This is a genomic window from Streptomyces sp. NPDC002935, assembly GCF_040611295.1.
Lineage (GTDB): Bacteria > Actinomycetota > Actinomycetes > Streptomycetales > Streptomycetaceae > Streptomyces.
This window is the reverse complement of record NZ_JBEXNW010000003.1, coordinates 289,694-306,821: the sequence shown is the minus strand read 5'-3', so window position 1 is coordinate 306,821 and position 17,128 is coordinate 289,694. Positions and strand designations below refer to the sequence as shown.

General features: G+C 71.1%; 16 protein-coding genes. 8 read left to right on the top strand and 8 right to left on the bottom strand.

Features of this window, described 5'->3' with window-relative positions; all coding sequences use genetic code 11:
• Nucleotides 1–2: 2 nt before the first annotated feature.
• Nucleotides 3–290: a metal-sensitive transcriptional regulator gene (locus tag ABZX90_RS05375; RefSeq protein WP_351125603.1), complete on the bottom strand. Its 288-nt coding sequence runs from the start codon at nucleotides 288–290 to the stop codon at nucleotides 3–5.
• A gap of 81 nt (nucleotides 291–371) precedes the next feature.
• Here ABZX90_RS05375 and ABZX90_RS05370 point away from each other — a divergent pair, with 81 nt between their 5' ends.
• The 3 genes from ABZX90_RS05370 (at nucleotide 372) to ABZX90_RS05360 (ending at nucleotide 3,958) form a co-directional block, all read left to right on the top strand.
• Nucleotides 372–944, top strand: a complete 573-nt coding sequence (locus tag ABZX90_RS05370) for a rhodanese-like domain-containing protein (RefSeq protein WP_351125253.1) — start codon at nucleotides 372–374, stop codon at nucleotides 942–944.
• An 89-nt stretch (nucleotides 945–1,033) separates the two neighbouring features.
• A complete protein-coding gene (locus ABZX90_RS05365) occupies nucleotides 1,034–2,788 on the top strand; it encodes an ABC transporter ATP-binding protein (RefSeq protein WP_355201638.1) in 1,755 nt (584 codons plus the stop codon).
• A 207-nt stretch (nucleotides 2,789–2,995) separates the two neighbouring features.
• Nucleotides 2,996–3,958, top strand: a complete 963-nt coding sequence (locus tag ABZX90_RS05360; protein WP_355201636.1) for an AraC family transcriptional regulator — start codon at nucleotides 2,996–2,998, stop codon at nucleotides 3,956–3,958.
• A 381-nt stretch (nucleotides 3,959–4,339) separates the two neighbouring features.
• Here the strand turns inward: ABZX90_RS05360 and ABZX90_RS05355 are convergent, their stop codons facing one another.
• Nucleotides 4,340–4,636, bottom strand: coding sequence for a hypothetical protein (locus ABZX90_RS05355; protein WP_355201634.1), 297 nt, complete (start codon nucleotides 4,634–4,636; stop codon nucleotides 4,340–4,342).
• 173 nt (nucleotides 4,637–4,809) lie between these two features.
• Here ABZX90_RS05355 and ABZX90_RS05350 point away from each other — a divergent pair, with 173 nt between their 5' ends.
• The gene (locus tag ABZX90_RS05350) at nucleotides 4,810–5,175 is read left to right on the top strand and encodes a nuclear transport factor 2 family protein (protein ID WP_351125264.1); all 366 of its coding nucleotides are present in this window, start codon (nucleotides 4,810–4,812) and stop codon (nucleotides 5,173–5,175) included.
• A 24-nt stretch (nucleotides 5,176–5,199) separates the two neighbouring features.
• On the opposite strand, the gene ABZX90_RS05345 is transcribed toward ABZX90_RS05350, so the two are convergent.
• Nucleotides 5,200–5,772 (bottom strand): MarR family winged helix-turn-helix transcriptional regulator, encoded by a 573-nt coding sequence (locus ABZX90_RS05345; RefSeq protein ID WP_351125267.1) that lies wholly within the window; start codon nucleotides 5,770–5,772, stop codon nucleotides 5,200–5,202.
• Nucleotides 5,773–5,831: 59 nt separating this feature from the next.
• Here ABZX90_RS05345 and ABZX90_RS05340 point away from each other — a divergent pair, with 59 nt between their 5' ends.
• Nucleotides 5,832–6,695: a hypothetical protein gene (locus ABZX90_RS05340; protein ID WP_355201632.1), complete on the top strand. Its 864-nt coding sequence runs from the start codon at nucleotides 5,832–5,834 to the stop codon at nucleotides 6,693–6,695.
• A 245-nt stretch (nucleotides 6,696–6,940) separates the two neighbouring features.
• On the opposite strand, the gene ABZX90_RS05335 is transcribed toward ABZX90_RS05340, so the two are convergent.
• Entirely contained in the window at nucleotides 6,941–7,984 is a 1,044-nt protein-coding gene (locus ABZX90_RS05335) for a CU044_5270 family protein (RefSeq protein ID WP_355201630.1), read from the bottom strand.
• On the bottom strand, nucleotides 7,977–8,540 hold the full coding sequence (locus tag ABZX90_RS05330) for a sigma-70 family RNA polymerase sigma factor (protein ID WP_351125274.1): 564 nt from the start codon (nucleotides 8,538–8,540) through the stop codon (nucleotides 7,977–7,979). The genes ABZX90_RS05335 and ABZX90_RS05330 overlap by 8 nt, the downstream gene beginning before the upstream one ends.
• A 105-nt stretch (nucleotides 8,541–8,645) precedes the next feature.
• Here ABZX90_RS05330 and ctaD point away from each other — a divergent pair, with 105 nt between their 5' ends.
• Entirely contained in the window at nucleotides 8,646–10,331 is a 1,686-nt protein-coding gene (gene ctaD / locus ABZX90_RS05325) for a cytochrome c oxidase subunit I (protein ID WP_355201628.1), read from the top strand.
• Between the two features lie 4 nt (nucleotides 10,332–10,335).
• On the opposite strand, the gene ABZX90_RS05320 is transcribed toward ctaD, so the two are convergent.
• Nucleotides 10,336–11,331, bottom strand: coding sequence for a polyprenyl synthetase family protein (locus ABZX90_RS05320; protein WP_351125280.1), 996 nt, complete (start codon nucleotides 11,329–11,331; stop codon nucleotides 10,336–10,338).
• Between the two features lie 182 nt (nucleotides 11,332–11,513).
• On the opposite strand from ABZX90_RS05320, the gene ABZX90_RS05315 reads away from it, so the two are divergent.
• Entirely contained in the window at nucleotides 11,514–12,746 is a 1,233-nt protein-coding gene (locus ABZX90_RS05315; RefSeq protein ID WP_351125606.1) for a glycosyltransferase, read from the top strand.
• 292 nt (nucleotides 12,747–13,038) lie between these two features.
• On the opposite strand, the gene ABZX90_RS05310 is transcribed toward ABZX90_RS05315, so the two are convergent.
• Nucleotides 13,039–13,710, bottom strand: coding sequence for a TetR/AcrR family transcriptional regulator (locus ABZX90_RS05310; RefSeq protein ID WP_355201626.1), 672 nt, complete (start codon nucleotides 13,708–13,710; stop codon nucleotides 13,039–13,041).
• 218 nt (nucleotides 13,711–13,928) lie between these two features.
• Here ABZX90_RS05310 and ABZX90_RS05305 point away from each other — a divergent pair, with 218 nt between their 5' ends.
• Entirely contained in the window at nucleotides 13,929–15,188 is a 1,260-nt protein-coding gene (locus ABZX90_RS05305; RefSeq protein ID WP_351125286.1) for a YncE family protein, read from the top strand.
• A gap of 7 nt (nucleotides 15,189–15,195) precedes the next feature.
• Here ABZX90_RS05305 and ABZX90_RS05300 read toward each other — a convergent pair whose 3' ends face one another.
• Entirely contained in the window at nucleotides 15,196–17,061 is a 1,866-nt protein-coding gene (locus ABZX90_RS05300) for an endoglycosylceramidase (protein ID WP_355201624.1), read from the bottom strand.
• Nucleotides 17,062–17,128 lie beyond the last annotated feature (67 nt).

Below are 17,128 nucleotides of genomic sequence, written 5' to 3'. Positions count from 1 at the left end.
GCTCAGGCCAGCGACAGGAAGAGCTTCTCCAGACGGGCCCGCATCTGCTCGTTGCTCTCACCGTTCTTCGCACCGTTCTCTGCGTCGGTCAGACACTGCTGGAGCCCGGTGGCGATGATCGCGAAACCGGCCCGGTCCAGGGCGCGGGAAGCCGCGGCGAGCTGGGTGACCACTTCCTCGCAGTCCCGCCCCTCCTCGATCATCCGGATCACTCCGGAGATCTGTCCCTGCGCCCGGCGCAACCGGTTCAGCACTGACTTCAGCTCGGCACCCGCGAGTTCCAGTTCCACGAACACTCCTTCAGCCATACCCCTAGGGGTATGGTACTCCGCCCTGCGGGGCACCCCCGAAGACCAAGGATGACACTCCTCATGAACACCCCCTTCGCCCTCGACGTCGACCAGGCCCGCGGCCGGCTCACCGAGCTGACCGTCATCGACGTCCGCACCCCCGGCGAGTACGCCTCCGGCCATCTGCCCGGTGCCCTCAACATCCCCCTGGACGGACTCCACCGGGCACTGGCCGTGCTCGGGGACGCCCGTCCCGAACTGCTGGTCGTCTGCGCCTCCGGCAACCGCTCGGCGAAGGCCTGCGCCCTGCTGGCCGAGCACGGTGTGCGGGCGGCCACGCTCACCGGCGGGACCAGCGCCTGGGCGGAGCGCGGGCACGAGCTGCACCGCCCGGTCACCTCCACCCGGGCCACCTGGTCCATGGAGCGCCAGGTCCGGTTCACCGCCGGCACCGTCGTCCTCGCAGGCCTCGGACTCGGACTCCTGCACCCCGCCTGGCAGTTGCTCTCCGCCGCCGTGGCGGGCGGCCTGGTCTTCTCGGCCGTCACCGACACCTGCGGCATGGCCGCGCTGCTCGCCGGGCTCCCGCACAACCGGCCCCGCCCGGCGGACCTCGACGCCACCCTGGCGGCACTTGGGGAACGCGTGTCCTGAGTCCGCGCGGACTTGGGGCGGTCGGGACCGGTGCGGGCACGCCCGCGACGTAGCCTGAGTGCTCCGTCTCAACTCCCGCAAGGAGCGCCGTGAGCCTGACCGAGGCCGAGCCCGAGGTGCCCGCGTGGCGCCTGTTGCTCGGGTACGTACGACCGCACCGCCGGGCCTTGTTCGCGGGTGCCCTGCTGGCGCTCACGACCGGGGCCACCGGCCTGCTGCTGCCCCTGGTGGCACGCGGGCTCATCGACGACCTGTCGCACGACCGGCCGATCGGGCGGGCCCTGCTCGGCATGGCGGCCCTGGTGGTCACCAACGCGGCGGTGGGAGCGCTGGGTTCGTACGTTCTGCGGCGCACCGCCGAGTCGGTGGTGCTCGGCGCGCGACGCGCTCTCTCGTCGTATCTGCTGCGGCTGCGCATACCCGCCGTGGACCGCAGCGAGCCCGGCGACCTGATGGCCCGCATCACCTCCGACACGACTCTGCTGCGCGAGGTCACGACCGATTCCCTGGTCGGCCTCGGCACCGGCGGCCTCACCCTGGTCGCTACGGTGGTGATGATGGGCCTGGTCGACGTGGTGCTGCTCGGCGTCACGCTGGGCGTGGTCCTGTGCGCGGGAACGGTGCTCGGCGTGATCGTGCCGCGCATCAACCGGGCGAGCAGGCAGGCCCAGGACGCCGTTGGGCTGATGGGGGCCTCGCTGGAGCGGACCCTCGGCGCGCTGCGCACGATCAAGGCGTCCGGAGCCGAGCACCGTGAGGAGCAGACCATCCACGCGGCCGCCCAGGAGTCGTGGCGGCAGAGCGTCCGGGCCGCCAAGTGGTCGGCGGCCGCGGGCAATACGGCCGGTCTGGCGATGCAGATCGCCTTCATCACGGTCCTCGCGGTCGGCGGCGCCCGCGTCGCCACCGGGTCCATCGACGTGGGCACCCTGGTCGCCTTCCTGCTGTACGTGTTCTATCTGATGTCTCCGATCCAGCAGGTGGTCGGCGCGGTCACCCAGTACCAGACCGGCGCCGCCGCGCTCGCCCGTATCCAGGAGGCCCTGCGGCTGCCCGCGGAGCCGGCCGCCCTGCCCGCGCCGCTGCCGGCCCCGGACGCCGAACCGGCCGCGCTCGCCTTCGACGAGGTCCGCTTCCGGTACGCCGACGATCTGCCGTACGTCCACCACGGGGTGACGTTCACCGTCCCGGCCCGCGGCCTGACCGCGTTCGTCGGCCCTTCCGGCGCGGGCAAGACCACCGTCTTCTCGCTCATCGAGCGGTTCTACGATCCCGAGGCGGGCCTCATCACCGTCGACGGCCGTGCCCTTCAGGAGTGGGATCTGCCCCGGCTCCGGTCGGCCATCGGCTATGTGGAGCAGGACGCGCCGGTGCTGTCGGGCTCGCTGCGCGACAACCTCCTGCTCGGCAATCCGGAGGCCGAAGAGGGCGAGCTCACCCGGGTGCTGAAGACGACCCGCCTCGACGGCCTGGTCGCCCGGCTGCCGCGCGGCCTGGACACACTGGTCGGCCATCGCGGCACCAAACTGTCGGGCGGCGAACGCCAGCGCGTCGCCATCGCCCGGGCCCTGCTGCGCCGCCCCCGCCTGCTGCTCCTCGACGAGGCCACGTCACAGCTCGACGCCGTCAACGAGGCCGCGCTGCGTGACACGGTCGCCGATGTGGCCCGTACGACCACGGTTCTCGTCGTCGCGCACCGGCTGTCCACCGTCACGACGGCCGACCGCATCATCGTGATGGACGCGGGCCGCGTCCGAGCCGTGGGCACCCACCGCGAACTCGTGGCCGCGGATCCGCTGTACGCGGAGCTGGCCGCCACCCAGTTCCTCGCGACCGCCGGATGACGTCGGCAGCCGGGTTCCGGCGAAGAAGGCCGTCACCGGTGGACTCGCCGGACATCCCGGTGCGTCGGCGATGTCCCTGAATTCCTTGGCCACGGACCGGCTCTCCTCTATCGTGATGCCCTCTTTCCGCCACGCGGGGCGGTCGTCCGCTCGCGACCACCCCCGACCGGGCGGGGAGGCACGTCCCACCGGATAGCCAGGCGACTGATGATGGTCAAAAACCGACACCCGGCCGGGCAGGCCATCCCCGAGGTCACCTTCGCGGCCGCCGTCGGCACGCCGGCCGGTCTGGAGGTGATCTCGCTGGCCGCGCTGCGCGCGCGGGCCCGTGCCCACGGAGCCGATCTCGGCGTGCCGCAGCGCCCCGGCTTCCACCACGTGCTCACGCTCGCCTCCGGCACACTGCGCCAGACCGTGGACTTCGCGGCCCACGACGTCCAGCGGGGCTCCTGGCTGTGGACCCGCCCCGGGCAGGTCCTCCAGTGGGGAGACCTCGCGCGGGCCGAGGGGACGCTGATCGCCTTCGAGCGGGACTTCCCGGACGCGGCCACCGTCCGCTCGGCCCGGCTCGACGATCCGCACGCCCGCGTGCTGCGCACTCCGAAGGCCGAGGACGCCGCGTCCCTGCGGGTGGCCACCGCGCATCTGGAACACGAGTTCCTGGCACCGGGGCCACTGCCGCTCGACGCGCACATCGCCGTACTACGTCATCTGCTGGACGTACTGATCCTGCGCCTGGCCCATCTGAAGGTGCCCGGCAACCCGGCCCCCGCGCCAAGCGAAACCTTTCTGCGGTTCCGTGAGACCGTCGAACGGGACTTCGCACACACCCGCAGAGTGGACGACTACGCCGCCGCCCTCGGCTACTCCGCCCGCACGCTGTCCCGGGCCGCCCTCGACTCGGCGGGGGTCGGCGCCAAGGAGTTCATCGACCGCCGGGTTGTCCTGGAGGCGAAGCGGCTGCTCGCCCACACCGACCTGGCCGCCGCCCACATCGCCGCCCACCTGGGCTTTTCCAGTGCCACGAACTTCGCCAAGTACTTCCATCAGCGTGCCGGGCAGGCCCCCATCGCCTTCCGCACGACGGTACGCGGACAGGGCACGGAGATCCCGGGAGCACGGGGCAGCGGGGACTTCACCCGGCGAACCGGGCACACGGCCGACGCGTGAACCTGCCTGGCCGCCGCGTGAGCGGGTTCGCGGGTGCGGGAGCGGCTTGCCCGCGGTCGACCGGGACGGCTCCGGGCACCACGGACGACGGGCCCCGGCGGAACGTCATTGTTCCGCCGGGGCCCGTCGTGGCCGGGGGCCCACCTGGCCGCGCCCGGCGCGGCCCGTGGCCCACCGGCTCTCCGTGGTACCCGCTAGGGCCTGTCCGGCGGATCAAGTCGGAGGAGACCTGCGGCGCCTGATCAGTGCACGTGAGTGGGGCCTGGTGCGTCCAGCTGCAAGGCGGAGGAGGGCGTCGATGCGGAGCATCGGCAACCGACGACAACGCAGCAGGTGGGGGTGCCAGGCCCCGCGTCTACGGCATGATCCGCCGGACAGGCCCTAGCTCTCGATGCCGCCGAGGACCCCGGTGGCCGGTGCGGCCAGGTCGGTGACCTGGTGCAACTGGTTCAGGTCGTTCAGCCGGTTGAGGCCGGCGAGCTGGGCGGAGGGCCGCGGAAGTTCGGCCTGGTGCTCGACCGGGATGTCGCTCAGAGCCAGCGAGTCGAGCGTGGCGACGGGGTTCGCCTTCCCGGCATCGTGGGCCTCGGAGCCCGCGGCCGTCGCCATCGGCGCGGCAAGTCCCGTGACGCCGACGGCGAGACCAACGGCGGCGACAATACGTCGTGTTGAGATCATGCTTTCAGCAACGGCCCGGGCCCCCGGACAGACACGGCCCGTCCCCCGCGCTCACCCGAGAGGCGCACAGGGCCCTTGCGTTTGCCGTGGGCCCCGGGGCGGAGGACGCTCGGTAAAGAGGCCCTTCGCGGTCGGCTCCTCGCCGGTCCGCGGCCTTCCCGAGGAGGTCACCCATGGGCACAGCGGCATTCCCCACGTTCGACACCGAGACACTGCGCCGGGGTATTGAGGGCCACAGCGCGGAAGCCCTGGTGTCGCTCTACGCCGACGACGCGGAGCTGCGCGTCGTGGACCGCAACACCCAGCCCAGTCACCCGATGGTCAAACACGGTCGCACCGAGATCGCCGAGATGCTCAACGACGTCTACAGCCGGGACATGACGCACAAGATGGACCAGTGCGTCGTCCAGGGCGACCACGTCGCCTTCACCGAGTCCTGCGAGTACCCGGACGGCGTGCGGGTCCTCAGCACGTCGATGATGTCGTTGCGCGACGGGAAGATCGTCGAGCAGACACTGGTCCAGGCATGGGACGAGTAGGGAGGAACTGGCCGAAGGTCCAGGTCAAGTCGAGTCTGACCTGGACTTTCTCGGTTGGTGCGGCAATGGGAAGGACCCGTCCGAACCGGCCTCGGCGGCGACGACCAATTTCCGCAGCAGGCCTGCGAGTGTCTGCCTCTCTGCTGGACTCAGTACTGCGAGCAGCGCGTTCTCACCCTCGTCCTCCGACGCCGCGTGCCGCTCGAAGGCTTCATATCCGGCCCCGGTGAGCCGCACCCGTACCCGGCGGCGGTCGGCCGCCCCGGCACTCCGGGTGATCAGCCCGGTGTCCTCCATCGGGCCGAGCCGCGCCGACAGGGCGCCACGGGTGAGGCCGAGCATGTCGGCGAGGTCCGACGGGCTCGCTTCGTAGGGCCGGCCGAGCCTGCGCAGCATCAGCAGGACTTTGAACTGCCCGCGCTGGAGGCCGCCGGAGAGCAGGGTGTCCCGGCGGGCGCGGTCGGCGTGCCGGGCCAGAACGGCGAGCCGGGCGAAGATCGCCTCCTTGACCGGGTCCATCCAGTCGAGCTCCCGCGACCAGAGCGCGACATGCCGGTCGACGGAATCCGGGGCCGGCGCGTCGCACGGCTCTGTCATGAGGTCCTCCGAAAGTAGTTTCCTTGTGGATAGTTTTTCGGATTACTACTTTCCTCGCCATGACAAACACCGCAAGCACCATCACGACGGTCGTACCGCTGGACCAACTTCTTGCCGCGGTACGTGAATTGAGGATCTCCGGTCGCTGGAGGCGCGCGACGGACCTGCTGGACGCGGCCCGGGCCGCAGACGCCCGCGACCGCGCCCGGCTCGCGGTGGCCGCCGTCGAAGTCGCCCTGGAGAGCGACTGGTTCGGCGGAACGAGCCTGGCCGGGGAACGGCTCGACGCGGCGGAGCGGGCGTTCAAGGAAGCCCGCCTGGACGGTGGTTGGGATCTGGACTTCCTCCGGCTGCGCCACGGCTACCTCCGTCTGGTCCGGGTCGACGGGCGGTTCCGCCCCGGGCCCGACGGCAAGGACCCGGCCGCTCTCACCGCTCTCCACGCGGCCGCGGGGGGCCTGCGCGACCGGGCGCCGGACGCGGTCCGCCGGGGCTGGGCGGAGATGTATCTGGGCCTCGTCGCCGACAACCTCCTCGCCGAGCGCGATCGCGCGCCCGCGCACTACGAGGCCGCGCTGCGGGCCGGCGAGTCGGGGGACGACCTGCTGTCGCGGGAGGCGCTGCGGCACCTCGGCGATCACGACCACGACAGCGGCGACCACACGCGTGCCCTGGAACGCTGGCGCCGCGCGACCGAACTGGGTGCCCGCGCCGGCGCTGTCCCCGGCACGCTCTCGCAGCAGATGCTTCTCGCGGTGCTGGCCCGTGACGCGGGTGACGAGGCCGGAGCCGCCGCGCTGGCGCGGGAGGTGGCGCGCTGGGCGGGAGCCATCGGCGCCGCGACCACGGAGGCGCAGGCCCACGGCTTCCTGTCCGGCGCCGACCCCACGGCACCCCCTTCTCCGAGCGCCGCGGGCAGGTGATCGTACGGACCGCTCCGGTCGACGGGCCGCGACCGACCCTGACTGGAGCACCACCGGGGAGCCGCCTGACAGCCGGCCCTGGGCAGACCGCCGCTGTCGTGTCCGCGCCGCGCGTCCGTGCGACTGTCAGCAGCGCTCCGGAGGAACCCGCGTCCCAGGCCCGGCTCCTGGACGGCGCCGGTCTCGCTCGCCGGAAATGCGAGGAGACCGCGCGGCGCGCGGACGGGGGTCGTCTCCGGCGGGGGTCAGCGCAGCCACGCGCGGTAGGACATCACGGCACCGGCCTCGACGCCGTACTCGGGATCGGCCCGGGTGACGGTGTCCTCAAGGCCGAGGACGGCTCCGGTCGTCTGGTCGAGGATCAGCATCCGGCGGACGGACCGGGCCGTGTCGTCGTACACGTACGCCTGCCCGGGGCGGCCGAACCGGTCGGTGACCGCTCCCACGGGGCGCAGCCCGGGTGCGTCGGCGAGGACGCGGGCCAGTGCGGTGGTCTCCCGGCTGCCGAGCGTCCAGTTGTCCAGCAACTCCGCCACCGCGTCCAGGAGTTCGTCCGTGCCCATGGGGTTGATGCGGTCGATCTCGTCCAGGTAGGCGCGCAACCGCGCGGCGTCGTGCGGCGGTTCCGCCCGCGGCGGCGCGTCGCTCCAACTCGGCGGGTACGTCCGCCGGCTGAGGACGTGGCCGTCCTGGACCGTGCGCGGGACGGGATCGGCGTCGGTGACGACCGGCCTGCCGGGGTGGCGCGGATCGGTCGCCACGACCAGCTCCGTGTGGCTGCCGTCGGCCGCCCAGCGCACGACGCGTTCCTCGGGGAGCGTGACGGGCGGGCGGGCGCCGGGCCCCGAGGTCATGCTCAGGCTCCAGCTCTGGACATGGGTGCCCTGCCGCAGCCGGAGCACGTCGTCGGACGCGGCGGCCAAGCCTGCCAGCCGGTCGAGGGGCAGGGCGGCGGAGCCGGGCGCGACGACCAGCGGGCGGGGCGCGGCGACAGCGGGAACGGTGGTCGGGCCCGACAGGGTGAGCGTGAGCACGACCGCGCCGACGGCTGCGGCCGCCCCGAGGCCGAAGGCCCAGTGACGCGAACGGCGTGGCCTGCGTGGACGCAGGCCGTCGAGCAGGCGGCCCAGGGTCGGGGCGCGCCTCGGCCGGTCGGGGCGGGGGCGCCGTGCACGGGTCAGGGCGTCGAGGCGGGCCTCGGCCGGTCGGTCGAGCGGGCGGTCGTGGAACCGGGGGTCGTCGGACGGCACCGGGTTGGCGTGGCGCAGGAGTTCGAGTTCGTCAGCCATGGCCGTGCTCCTTCGAGGTGTCGCGGCGGGGCGTCGCGGTGCCGGTGGGCACGGTGATCCGCAGGCGGTCGATCTCGGCTCCGAGCCGGCGGCGGGCGCGGTGCAGGCGCATCGCCGCGGCCCGGCTGCCGCAGCCGAGGGCGACGGCCACCTCGTCGATGCCGAGTTCCTCCCAGGCCGTCAGACGCAGTACTTCCTGGTCGGCCTGGGAGAGCCGGGCCAGTGCCTCGTGCACCCAGTCGGCGGGCGACTCGGCGTCGGGACCCGCCACGACCTGCCTGCCGTGCGCGCTCTCGTGGTTGCCGAGCCGGTCGAGGAGCCTGCGGCGGCGCCCGTAGCCGCGTACGGCGTTGGCCAGACAGTGCCGGGCCACGCCGTAGAGCCAGGGAAGGGGGGACGGTGGGAGGTCGGACCGGCGCCGCCAGGCGACGGTGAAGACCTCGGCCACCACCTCCTCGACATCGCTGCTCCGGCCGTCCAGTCGCCGCGCAACGTAGCGGCTGACCGCCCAGTAGTGCTCGCGATAGGCAGCGGCGAAGGTCTCGTCGTTGCTCATAGTCCGTAGGTGTCCGGCAGGTCCCCCGTCGTCACACCCCTCGGTGTGACGCTCGTCGCTTCCCCTCAGTGTGACGTGGGCGGCGGCGTCGGACACAGGCGGGGCATGGAGAGCAACACTGTTACGGCGCCGACCGCGCCCCCTTCCGTGCGCGCACGGCGTCCCGGACTCGCTGCGGTGAAGTGGCTGACCAGCACGGATCACAAGACGATCGGCACGCTGTATCTCGTCACGGCGTTCGGGTTCTTCTGCGTCGCCGGGGTGATGGCGCTGCTGATGCGCGCCGAACTCGCGCGTCCCGGGCTGCAGATCATGTCGAACGAGCAGTTCAACCAGGCGTTCACGATGCACGGCACCGTGATGCTGCTGATGTTCGCGACGCCGCTGTTCGCCGGGTTCGCCAACTGGATCATGCCGCTGCAGATCGGGGCACCCGATGTGGCGTTCCCGCGGCTGAACATGCTGGCCTACTGGCTCTACCTCCTCGGCTCGCTGATCGCCGTCGGAGGATTCCTCACCCCGCAGGGCGCCGCCGACTTCGGCTGGTTCGCCTACGCGCCCCTGTCCGACGCGGTGCATTCACCGGGTGTCGGCGCCGACATGTGGATCATGGGGCTGGCCTTGTCCGGCTTCGGCACGATTCTCGGCTCGGTCAACTTCATCACCACGATCATCTGTCTGCGCGCTCCGGGCATGACGATGTTCCGGATGCCGATCTTCGTGTGGAACGTGCTGCTGACCGGTGTGCTGGTGCTGCTGGCGTTCCCCGTGCTCGCGGCGGCGCTGTTCGCGCTGGAGGCGGACCGACAGTTCGGCGCCCACATCTTCGACGCGGCCAACGGCGGGGCGCTGCTGTGGCAGCACCTCTTCTGGTTCTTCGGCCATCCTGAGGTGTACATCATCGCCCTGCCGTTCTTCGGGATCATCAGTGAGGTGATCCCGGTGTTCTCGCGCAAGCCGATGTTCGGTTACATGGGCCTGATCGGCGCGACCATCGCGATCGCCGGTCTGTCCGTGACCGTGTGGGCCCACCACATGTACGTCACCGGTGGCGTCCTGCTCCCGTTCTTCTCCTTCATGACGTTCCTCATCGCCGTGCCGACCGGCGTGAAGTTCTTCAACTGGATCGGAACGATGTGGCAGGGTTCGCTGTCCTTCGAGACGCCGATGCTCTGGGCCGTCGGTTTCCTGGTGACCTTCGTGTTCGGTGGACTGACCGGCGTGATGCTCGCCTCGCCCCCCATGGACTTCGCCGTCTCGGACTCCTATTTCGTCGTGGCGCACTTCCACTACGTGATCTTCGGTACGGTCGTGTTCGCGATGTTCTCCGGATTCCACTTCTGGTGGCCCAAGTTCACCGGCAGGATGCTCGACGAGCGCCTCGGCAAGATCACCTTCTGGACGCTATTCCTCGGCTTCCACGGCACGTTCCTCGTCCAGCACTGGCTGGGTGCCAACGGAATGCAGCGCCGGATTCCCGACTACCTGGCGGTGGAGGGCCTCACGACGCTCAACACCGTGTCGACGATCTCGTCCTTCCTGCTCGGCATCTCGTTCCTGCCGTTCCTCTACAACGTCTGGAAGACCGCCAGGTACGGGGAGAAGGTGGAGGTCGACGACCCGTGGGGGTACGGCCGTTCGCTGGAGTGGGCGACTTCGTGCCCGCCGCCGCGGCACAACTTCCGCGTCCTGCCGCGCATCCGGTCGGAATCCCCGGCCTTCGATCTGCACCACTCCGAGGCCGGCACCCAGGGCACACGGTCGCGGTCGGCACCGAAGGAGCTCGGGTGACTCGCTATCGGTGCCGGGCCGGAACCGCTCGGGCGATGGGCTCCGCCGCCTGAAGAAGCATCGGGGAGGCCCGGTCCACGAGGTCGTGCAGGACGGACAGATGGGCCGCGTCGCCGCCGAGCATGTCCAGGAGACGGTGGGCGCCGTCGCGGAAGCCGTTGATGTCCGCCTCGTACCGGCGCAGCACGTCCGGTGCGAGCAGGATGCCGGTGAGTGCCGCGCGGGCATCGGGCGACGTCCGTGCGGCGACGTGCAGTTCCAGGATACGGTCCGCGGAATCCGGCTCGGCGTTCTCCAGGGCGCACGCCAGCAGATAGGTCACCGTGCCGTTCACGAGGTCTTCGTCGCGGCCGGTGAGGATGTCCTGCTGATCGTTGAACAGCTGCCACAGGATGCCGAAGACGTTGCCGAACTCCCGCCAGAGTTCGACTCTTTCGTCCGCGCGGCCCGCCAGTCGCGCGGCCATGGCGGTGACCATGCTGAAGGGCGCGCCCGACTTCCCGAGGTACGCCGTGACCACGGCGTCGCGGGTGGCGGCGCCCACGTCCGCGCGAAGGTCCTTCAACTGTCCCTCGGTGGCCGTGATCCAGCACCTCACGATCTCGGCCGACAGCGGGACGCGCGCCGCCTCGGGGATGCGCGGCGACTGCACGACGAGCAGGGGGAGCGGAATTCCGCTGATGACCGTGGCGAGCAGTGCCTCGCTCTCGCCGAGACCACCGGCGGCGAAGACGGCCTGGCCGTCGGCGAGGTCGTCCAGGTAGCACGCGGAGGTCCACCACAGCTCATGGACGACGGCCAGGGGGACAGCCGGCCCGGTCGCGCCCGTCTCCACGGCGTGGACGATCACCGGCAGCACGGACAGAGGGTAGACGAACGTCCGGTGTGCCAGGAGTTCGGCGACGGACGCCCTGACCGACGCGGCAGAGGGTCCGAGCAGGTCGAGTGCGGATTCCCGCTCCGCCTCGATCTCCGAGGACATCTCCCGATGCAGATCCATGTACGACCTCGCGCGCACGCAGCCCACCCCCACCACCGAGATTAATCGAGCACCGATTCGATCATTCGCCATCGTGGCGAGCTAGAGCGATTTCGAGCCATGGCTGGTTTCATGCGGAGCCTGTATTCCGCAGCCCTCCGGACGCCAACCCCGCCATACTGACCGTCGTGCGAGTAGCGATCATGAGCGCGGGTTCGCGGGGCGATGTGGCGCCGTTCACCGGACTCGGCCACGGCCTGGTGCGGGCCGGGCACGAGGTCACTCTGGTGACGCACGCGTGCTTCGCGGAGCTGGTGTCGGGTTCGGGTGTGGGGTTCCACGCGCTGCCCGTCGATCCGCGGGCCGAGCTGGAGTCCACGCGCGGGCGGCGGCTGCACCGCAGCGTCACGGGAGCCGGGAAGATCATCCGACTCGTCGAGATGGCCCGGTCGCTCGTTGGGCGGCTGACCGACGACATGATCGCGGCGGCCCGCTCCAGCGACGTCCTCCTGCTGTCCGGTTCGCTGGGGCCGCTCGGGTACACCGTCGCGGAGGGTCTGTCCCTGCCCAGCATGGGAGTACACCTCCAACCAATCGCCCCGACAAGGGAGTTCGCCCCTCCGGTGGCCGGCGTCCGCTCGTGGGGGCCCACCGTGAACCGGGCGGCCGGGTACGGGGTGAATCTGGCCGTCGAGCGGGTCTTCGCCGACACGGTGCGAACCCTGAGGCAACGGCTCGGCCTGCCGCCCATCGGTCCTGTCGCGGCGCACCGCGCCCGCGAGCGGCGGGCCTGGCCGGTGCACCACGGATTCAGCCCCTTGGTGGTGCGCCGTCCGCGGGACTGGAGGCGCGGGCTCGATGTGTCCGGGTACTGGTGGCCCTACGACGGCGAGGACGCCCGACTCCCCACCGCGCTGCGGGACTTCCTGGACGCCGGCCCCGCTCCGGTCTTCGTCGGCCTGGGCAGCGCCACCCTCCCCGATCCCGAGCGGCTGAGCGCTGAGGTGGTGCGCGCCCTGCGGGCCGCCGGGCTGCGCGGGGTGATCCAGCGGGGGTGGGGTGAGCTGCGCGCCACCGGCGACGACATGTTCACGGTCGGCGAGGTGCCGCACTCCCTCCTGTTCCCCCGTATGGCCGCGGTGGTGCACCACGCGGGGGCCGGTACGACAGCGGCGGGGCTGCGGGCCGGGGTCCCCGCCGTCCCCGTGCCGATCCAGTTCGACGAGGGGTTCTGGGCCGCCCGGCTCGTCTCGCTCGGCGTCTCGCCCGGAGCCCTGTCGCTGCGGGGGCTGCGCGCCGAACGGCTGGCGTCGGCGCTGGTGCGGGCGACCACGGACCCCTCGTACCGCCAAAGCGCGCGGGAGCTGGCGGAGCGCCTTCGCGCCGAGGACGGGGTGGCGCCGGTCGCTGAGGCGCTCGGCCGGCTCGGCACCTGACGAGGACGCACCCCGCGGACTCGTCCCCACCTCCACCCTGCGGCCTCGCGGGCCCTCTACTGACGGACTCGCAACCGCCTGCGGACTCACGGGGCCCCGCCAACGGACTCGCGACCGCCCACGCCTGCGAACTCGCGGCCCTCTACTGACGGACTCGCGACCGCCTACGGACTCACGGCCCTCCGCCCACGGCTCGCGACCGTCTCCACCCACGGCTCACGCGCCCTCCGCCCCGGCTCGCGCCACCTACGGACTCGCGGCTCACGCGCCCTCCGCCCCCGGCTCGCGCCACCTACGGACTCGCGGCCCCGTCCGCGCACCACCCGGCGGGCCGCAGGATCCAGAGCAGTTGGCGGACCAGTTCCTCCACGACCTCTTCGAGCGTCGCGTCCACCCATCCGGCGTTCCAGTCGTGCAGCAGGCCGTTCACGCTCCCGATGAAGGCGGCCGCGGCGACCCGGAAATCGCGCGGCGCGGCCTCCCCGCGGGCGACGGCGGCCGCCGCCTCGCCGCAGATGAACTCCACCCAGCGGGCCCGTCGGGCGAGCCGCTGCTCCTCCAGCCGGGCGCTCACGCCGATGATCTCCACGAAGGTGATGCGGATGCGACGCGGATCGCTCGTCACGTTCGCCGCGTAGGCGTGGAAGACGGCGGTGGCACGCTCGGCGAGCGGCAGCTCACGGGCCTCGGCGAGCGCGGCCAGGGCGGCTTCCTCGGCCCAGCCGTTGACCTGGAGATGGAGGGCCGCCAGTACGTCTTCGAGGGTACGGAACGCCTCGTAGAACTGGCGCGTCGACAGTCCCGCCGCCTCGCTGAGGGCCGCCACGGTCGTGGAGCGGTAGCCGGGGCCGGCGCCGAACAGCTCAAGCCCGGCGTCGAGAAAGCGGCGGCGCCGCTCCTCCTGCCGTTCCTCGGCCGTTCTGCCGCCGTATCGGCCGGTGGGCTGTCTGAGCCTGCCCGCCACGCGTTCCTCCCTCACCGCCGACACGAACCAGCGTTCGCCCCTCCGCCGATTTTGTCGTGTACCGCCCCTTGTGGAGAGGCTCCCCCATTCCTTACTTTCCAGTAAGTGCACTTTGAAAGCGCACGTGTTCAGATTTCTGATTGTCATGCTCGCGCCATCCATAAGCGCTCCCGACTTTCAGCACCCGCCACCCGCACTCCTCTACGACAGGACCCCCCATGTCCGTCTTCAGACCCAGACACCTCTGTTCTCTCGCCGCCGCCCTCACGCTGACCCTCGGCGCCACGGCGACCGCCGCGTCCGCCGCCACCGCGCAGGTGTCCGCCGCCGATCTGCGCGAGGTGATGTTCGTGGGCAACAACTGGGAAGGCACCGCGGACGTCATCAAGTCCACCGGTGACTTCGCGAAGGTCGGCCGGATCAACGTCGTCCCGGACAAGGCCGAGCGGCTCGCGGCGATCAACGCCGATCCCATCAAGTGGGCCTACTTCATGGCCATTCGAAGCGGCGTCGGCGAGGGGCACGACCAGTTCGTCGACGACATGTACTCCACGCCCGACGGCAGGTCGGTGGTGGTCTCGCGCCCGAGTTTCGCCGATGTCGTCTCGATCGACCTCGCCACCGGCCGGATCAACTGGCGTTTCGCGGTGTCGGGTTACCGCTCGGACCACATGGCCGTGTCCCCCGACGGCACCCGGGTCGCGGTCTCGGCCTCGACCGCGAACACCGTGCACGTTCTCGACATCACCACCGGCAGACAGCTCGGTTCCTTCGCCACCGGCGACAAACCGCACGAGAACGTCTTCACCCACGACGGCAAGTACATCTGGAACATGGCCATCGGTGACGTCAACACCGCTCTCGACGACCCCTGGCTCGACTGGACGAAGGGCGACCGGCACATCACGGTCGTCGACGCGACCACCTTCAAGCAGGTCAAGGTGATCGACATGCGCCAGCGCCTCGACGCGATCGGCCTCACGGACTACTCCGACGCCGTCCGCCCGGCCGTCTTCTCGCCGGACGAGTCCAAACTGTATTTCCAGGTGTCGTTCTTCAACGGCTTCCTGGAGTACGACGTCGCCGGCGACCGGATCACCCGGGTCAAGACCCTCCCGAAGAACCCCGCCACCAGCAGCGACCGCACGACCTGGGTGAACGACTCGCGCCACCACGGCATTTCGATGAACCCGTCCGGCACCAAGCTGTGTGTGGCGGGGACGATGGACGACTACGCGACCGTCGTCGACCGGGCGACCCTCCAGGAAGGTCCGCTGGTCACCGCCTCCAAGCCGTACTGGGCGACCGTCAGCGGTGACGGCAAGGACTGTGTCGTGTCCGAGAGCGGCGCCGACCAGGTCACCGCCATCGACTTCGCCACCGGGCAGAAGACGGTGTCGGTGCCGGTCGGCGACCACCCCCAGCGAGTTCGCCTCGGCCATGTGGAGGCGAACTGGACCGGCGCTTCCGGCAGTTGACCGGAGATCAGCCGAACTGCGCCGCTGCCCAGGCGGCCAGTTCGGTCCGGGCGCCGTTCAGCAGAGCAGGGGACGGGGCGTTCGCCCCGTTCGTGACCAACGCGTAGTGCACGGTTCCCGAGCCGGGCGCGGTGAGCAGGAGGCGGCGGCTTCCGGTGCCGCCCGGCTCGGGAGCCACGGCGATCGGCGTGGCCGAGGTGTAGGCGGGCGGGGAGACCAGCGCTCCGAGGTCGGACACCACGGTCGTTGCCGAGGTCGGGAAGGAGGCAGGCAGGTGGAGTTCCGTCGGGGCGGCCGCGCCGTCGGAGCGCCAGACGAGCAGACCGTACTGCCCCGATCCCACCAGTTGGGAGACCTGCGGCAGGGTCGAGGGCACCGGGTTCCAGGTCAGCGTGGTGGAGCCGTCGCGGGAGCGGTCCTCGTAGGTGAAGGCGAGGGTGGAACCCGCGGTGGCGCCGGGGTAGAGGCGGTCGAGGAGCCGGGCGTCCTGGCGCGGCACGGCGGTACCCGAGTCGTCGAGGCGCACGGCGGAGAGGTCCTCGTCGTTCCAGGCGTCGCCCGAGGTGAGGACCTTGTCGGGGTTGTCGTTCATCAGCTCGTGGTGACGGCCGCTGTAGATGTCCCACTGCCATTGGGTACCCGACAGAACCGGTCCCGACGAGGCCGTTCCGGTCCACCAACGGGAGCCCGGGAGGCGGGAGTCGAGGGCCTGGTACATCGCCTTGTCGACGGTCGGGGCCTTGTCCGAGACCGTTCCCGAGAGTGGATGGCCGAACTCGCTGACGACCGCGGTCGTCCCTGCGGCCGAGGCCCGGTCCCGGACCGTGCCGAAGTCGGTGGCGTACTGACCGTCCCCCGCCTTGCCCCACATGAGGATGCCCGAGATGGCCTTCTGGTCGTAGAAGTGGGTGTTGAACACATAGCGCGGGCCGAGGGTGCCCGCGTCCAGCAGTCCGCCCTCCTGCTTCTGGGAACTGATGTTGGAGTTCCAGAAGAGGTTCGGTTCAACGAAGGCGGGCTTGTCCTGCCAGCCGGCCGCGTCCATGCGGGCCCGGAACTTCCCGTAGAACGGCCAGAGCAGGTCGCGTTCCCAGGTACGGCTGGTCTGGCCCGAGTCGTAACTGCCCGCGTAGGGCTCGTTGAACGGGTCGAAGCCGGCGACGCCCGCGAACTCGGCGGTGGTGAGGTGCTGTCGGACGTACGTCATGGTGGCCTGGGCCGTGGCGAGGAACGCGTCCTGGAGCCCGTAGGCGTTGTGCCAGAAGTCGTACTGCGCCGCTTTGACGGCACCGTTCTGGGTGATGTTCTGGCCCCAGAAGAGGCAGATGCCGCAGGACTCCTGGGGGTAACCGCCCGCGGTCACCGCCCATTTGGGGGCGCCGTCGCCGGAGTACCAGCTGCCCGTGTTGAAAAGGTGGCGGGAGTAGAGGTCCTGGTGGAAGTCGGGGAAGACGCGGATGCCCGCGTCGAGGAAGGCGCGCATCTGGTCGGTGGCCGCGCCGAGGTAGGCGCTGTCGACCTGGCCGCGGGCGGGTTCCGCGTGCGCCCAGGAGAGCAGGAAGCGCACGGAGTTGCCACCACCGAGGGCGCGCAGCGCCTTCGCGGACTTCCCCGCGTCGGCGACCGAGGCGAAGGGCAGTCCGCTGTTCTCCTCCAGCTTGGTCTCGCCGGAGACGTTGTAGCCGCGCAGGACGACCTCACGGCCGAGGCCGTCGGTGAAGCGCCCGTTCGCGACCGTGAGGGTGGCGGCGGGTTCGTCGAACCAGAGGGAGTCGGGGAGTCCGTCCGCGGCGGCGGGCCCGGTGCCCGCCGCCGTGAGGAAGCCGGTGAGGAGTACGAGGACGCCGAGCAGACGCGCACGCAACTTTGGCATGTCCACAACAGTCCCGCCGGTCCCGGGAGGCGTCAACACCTCTGACTCGTGAGTAAGTTTCTTGTTT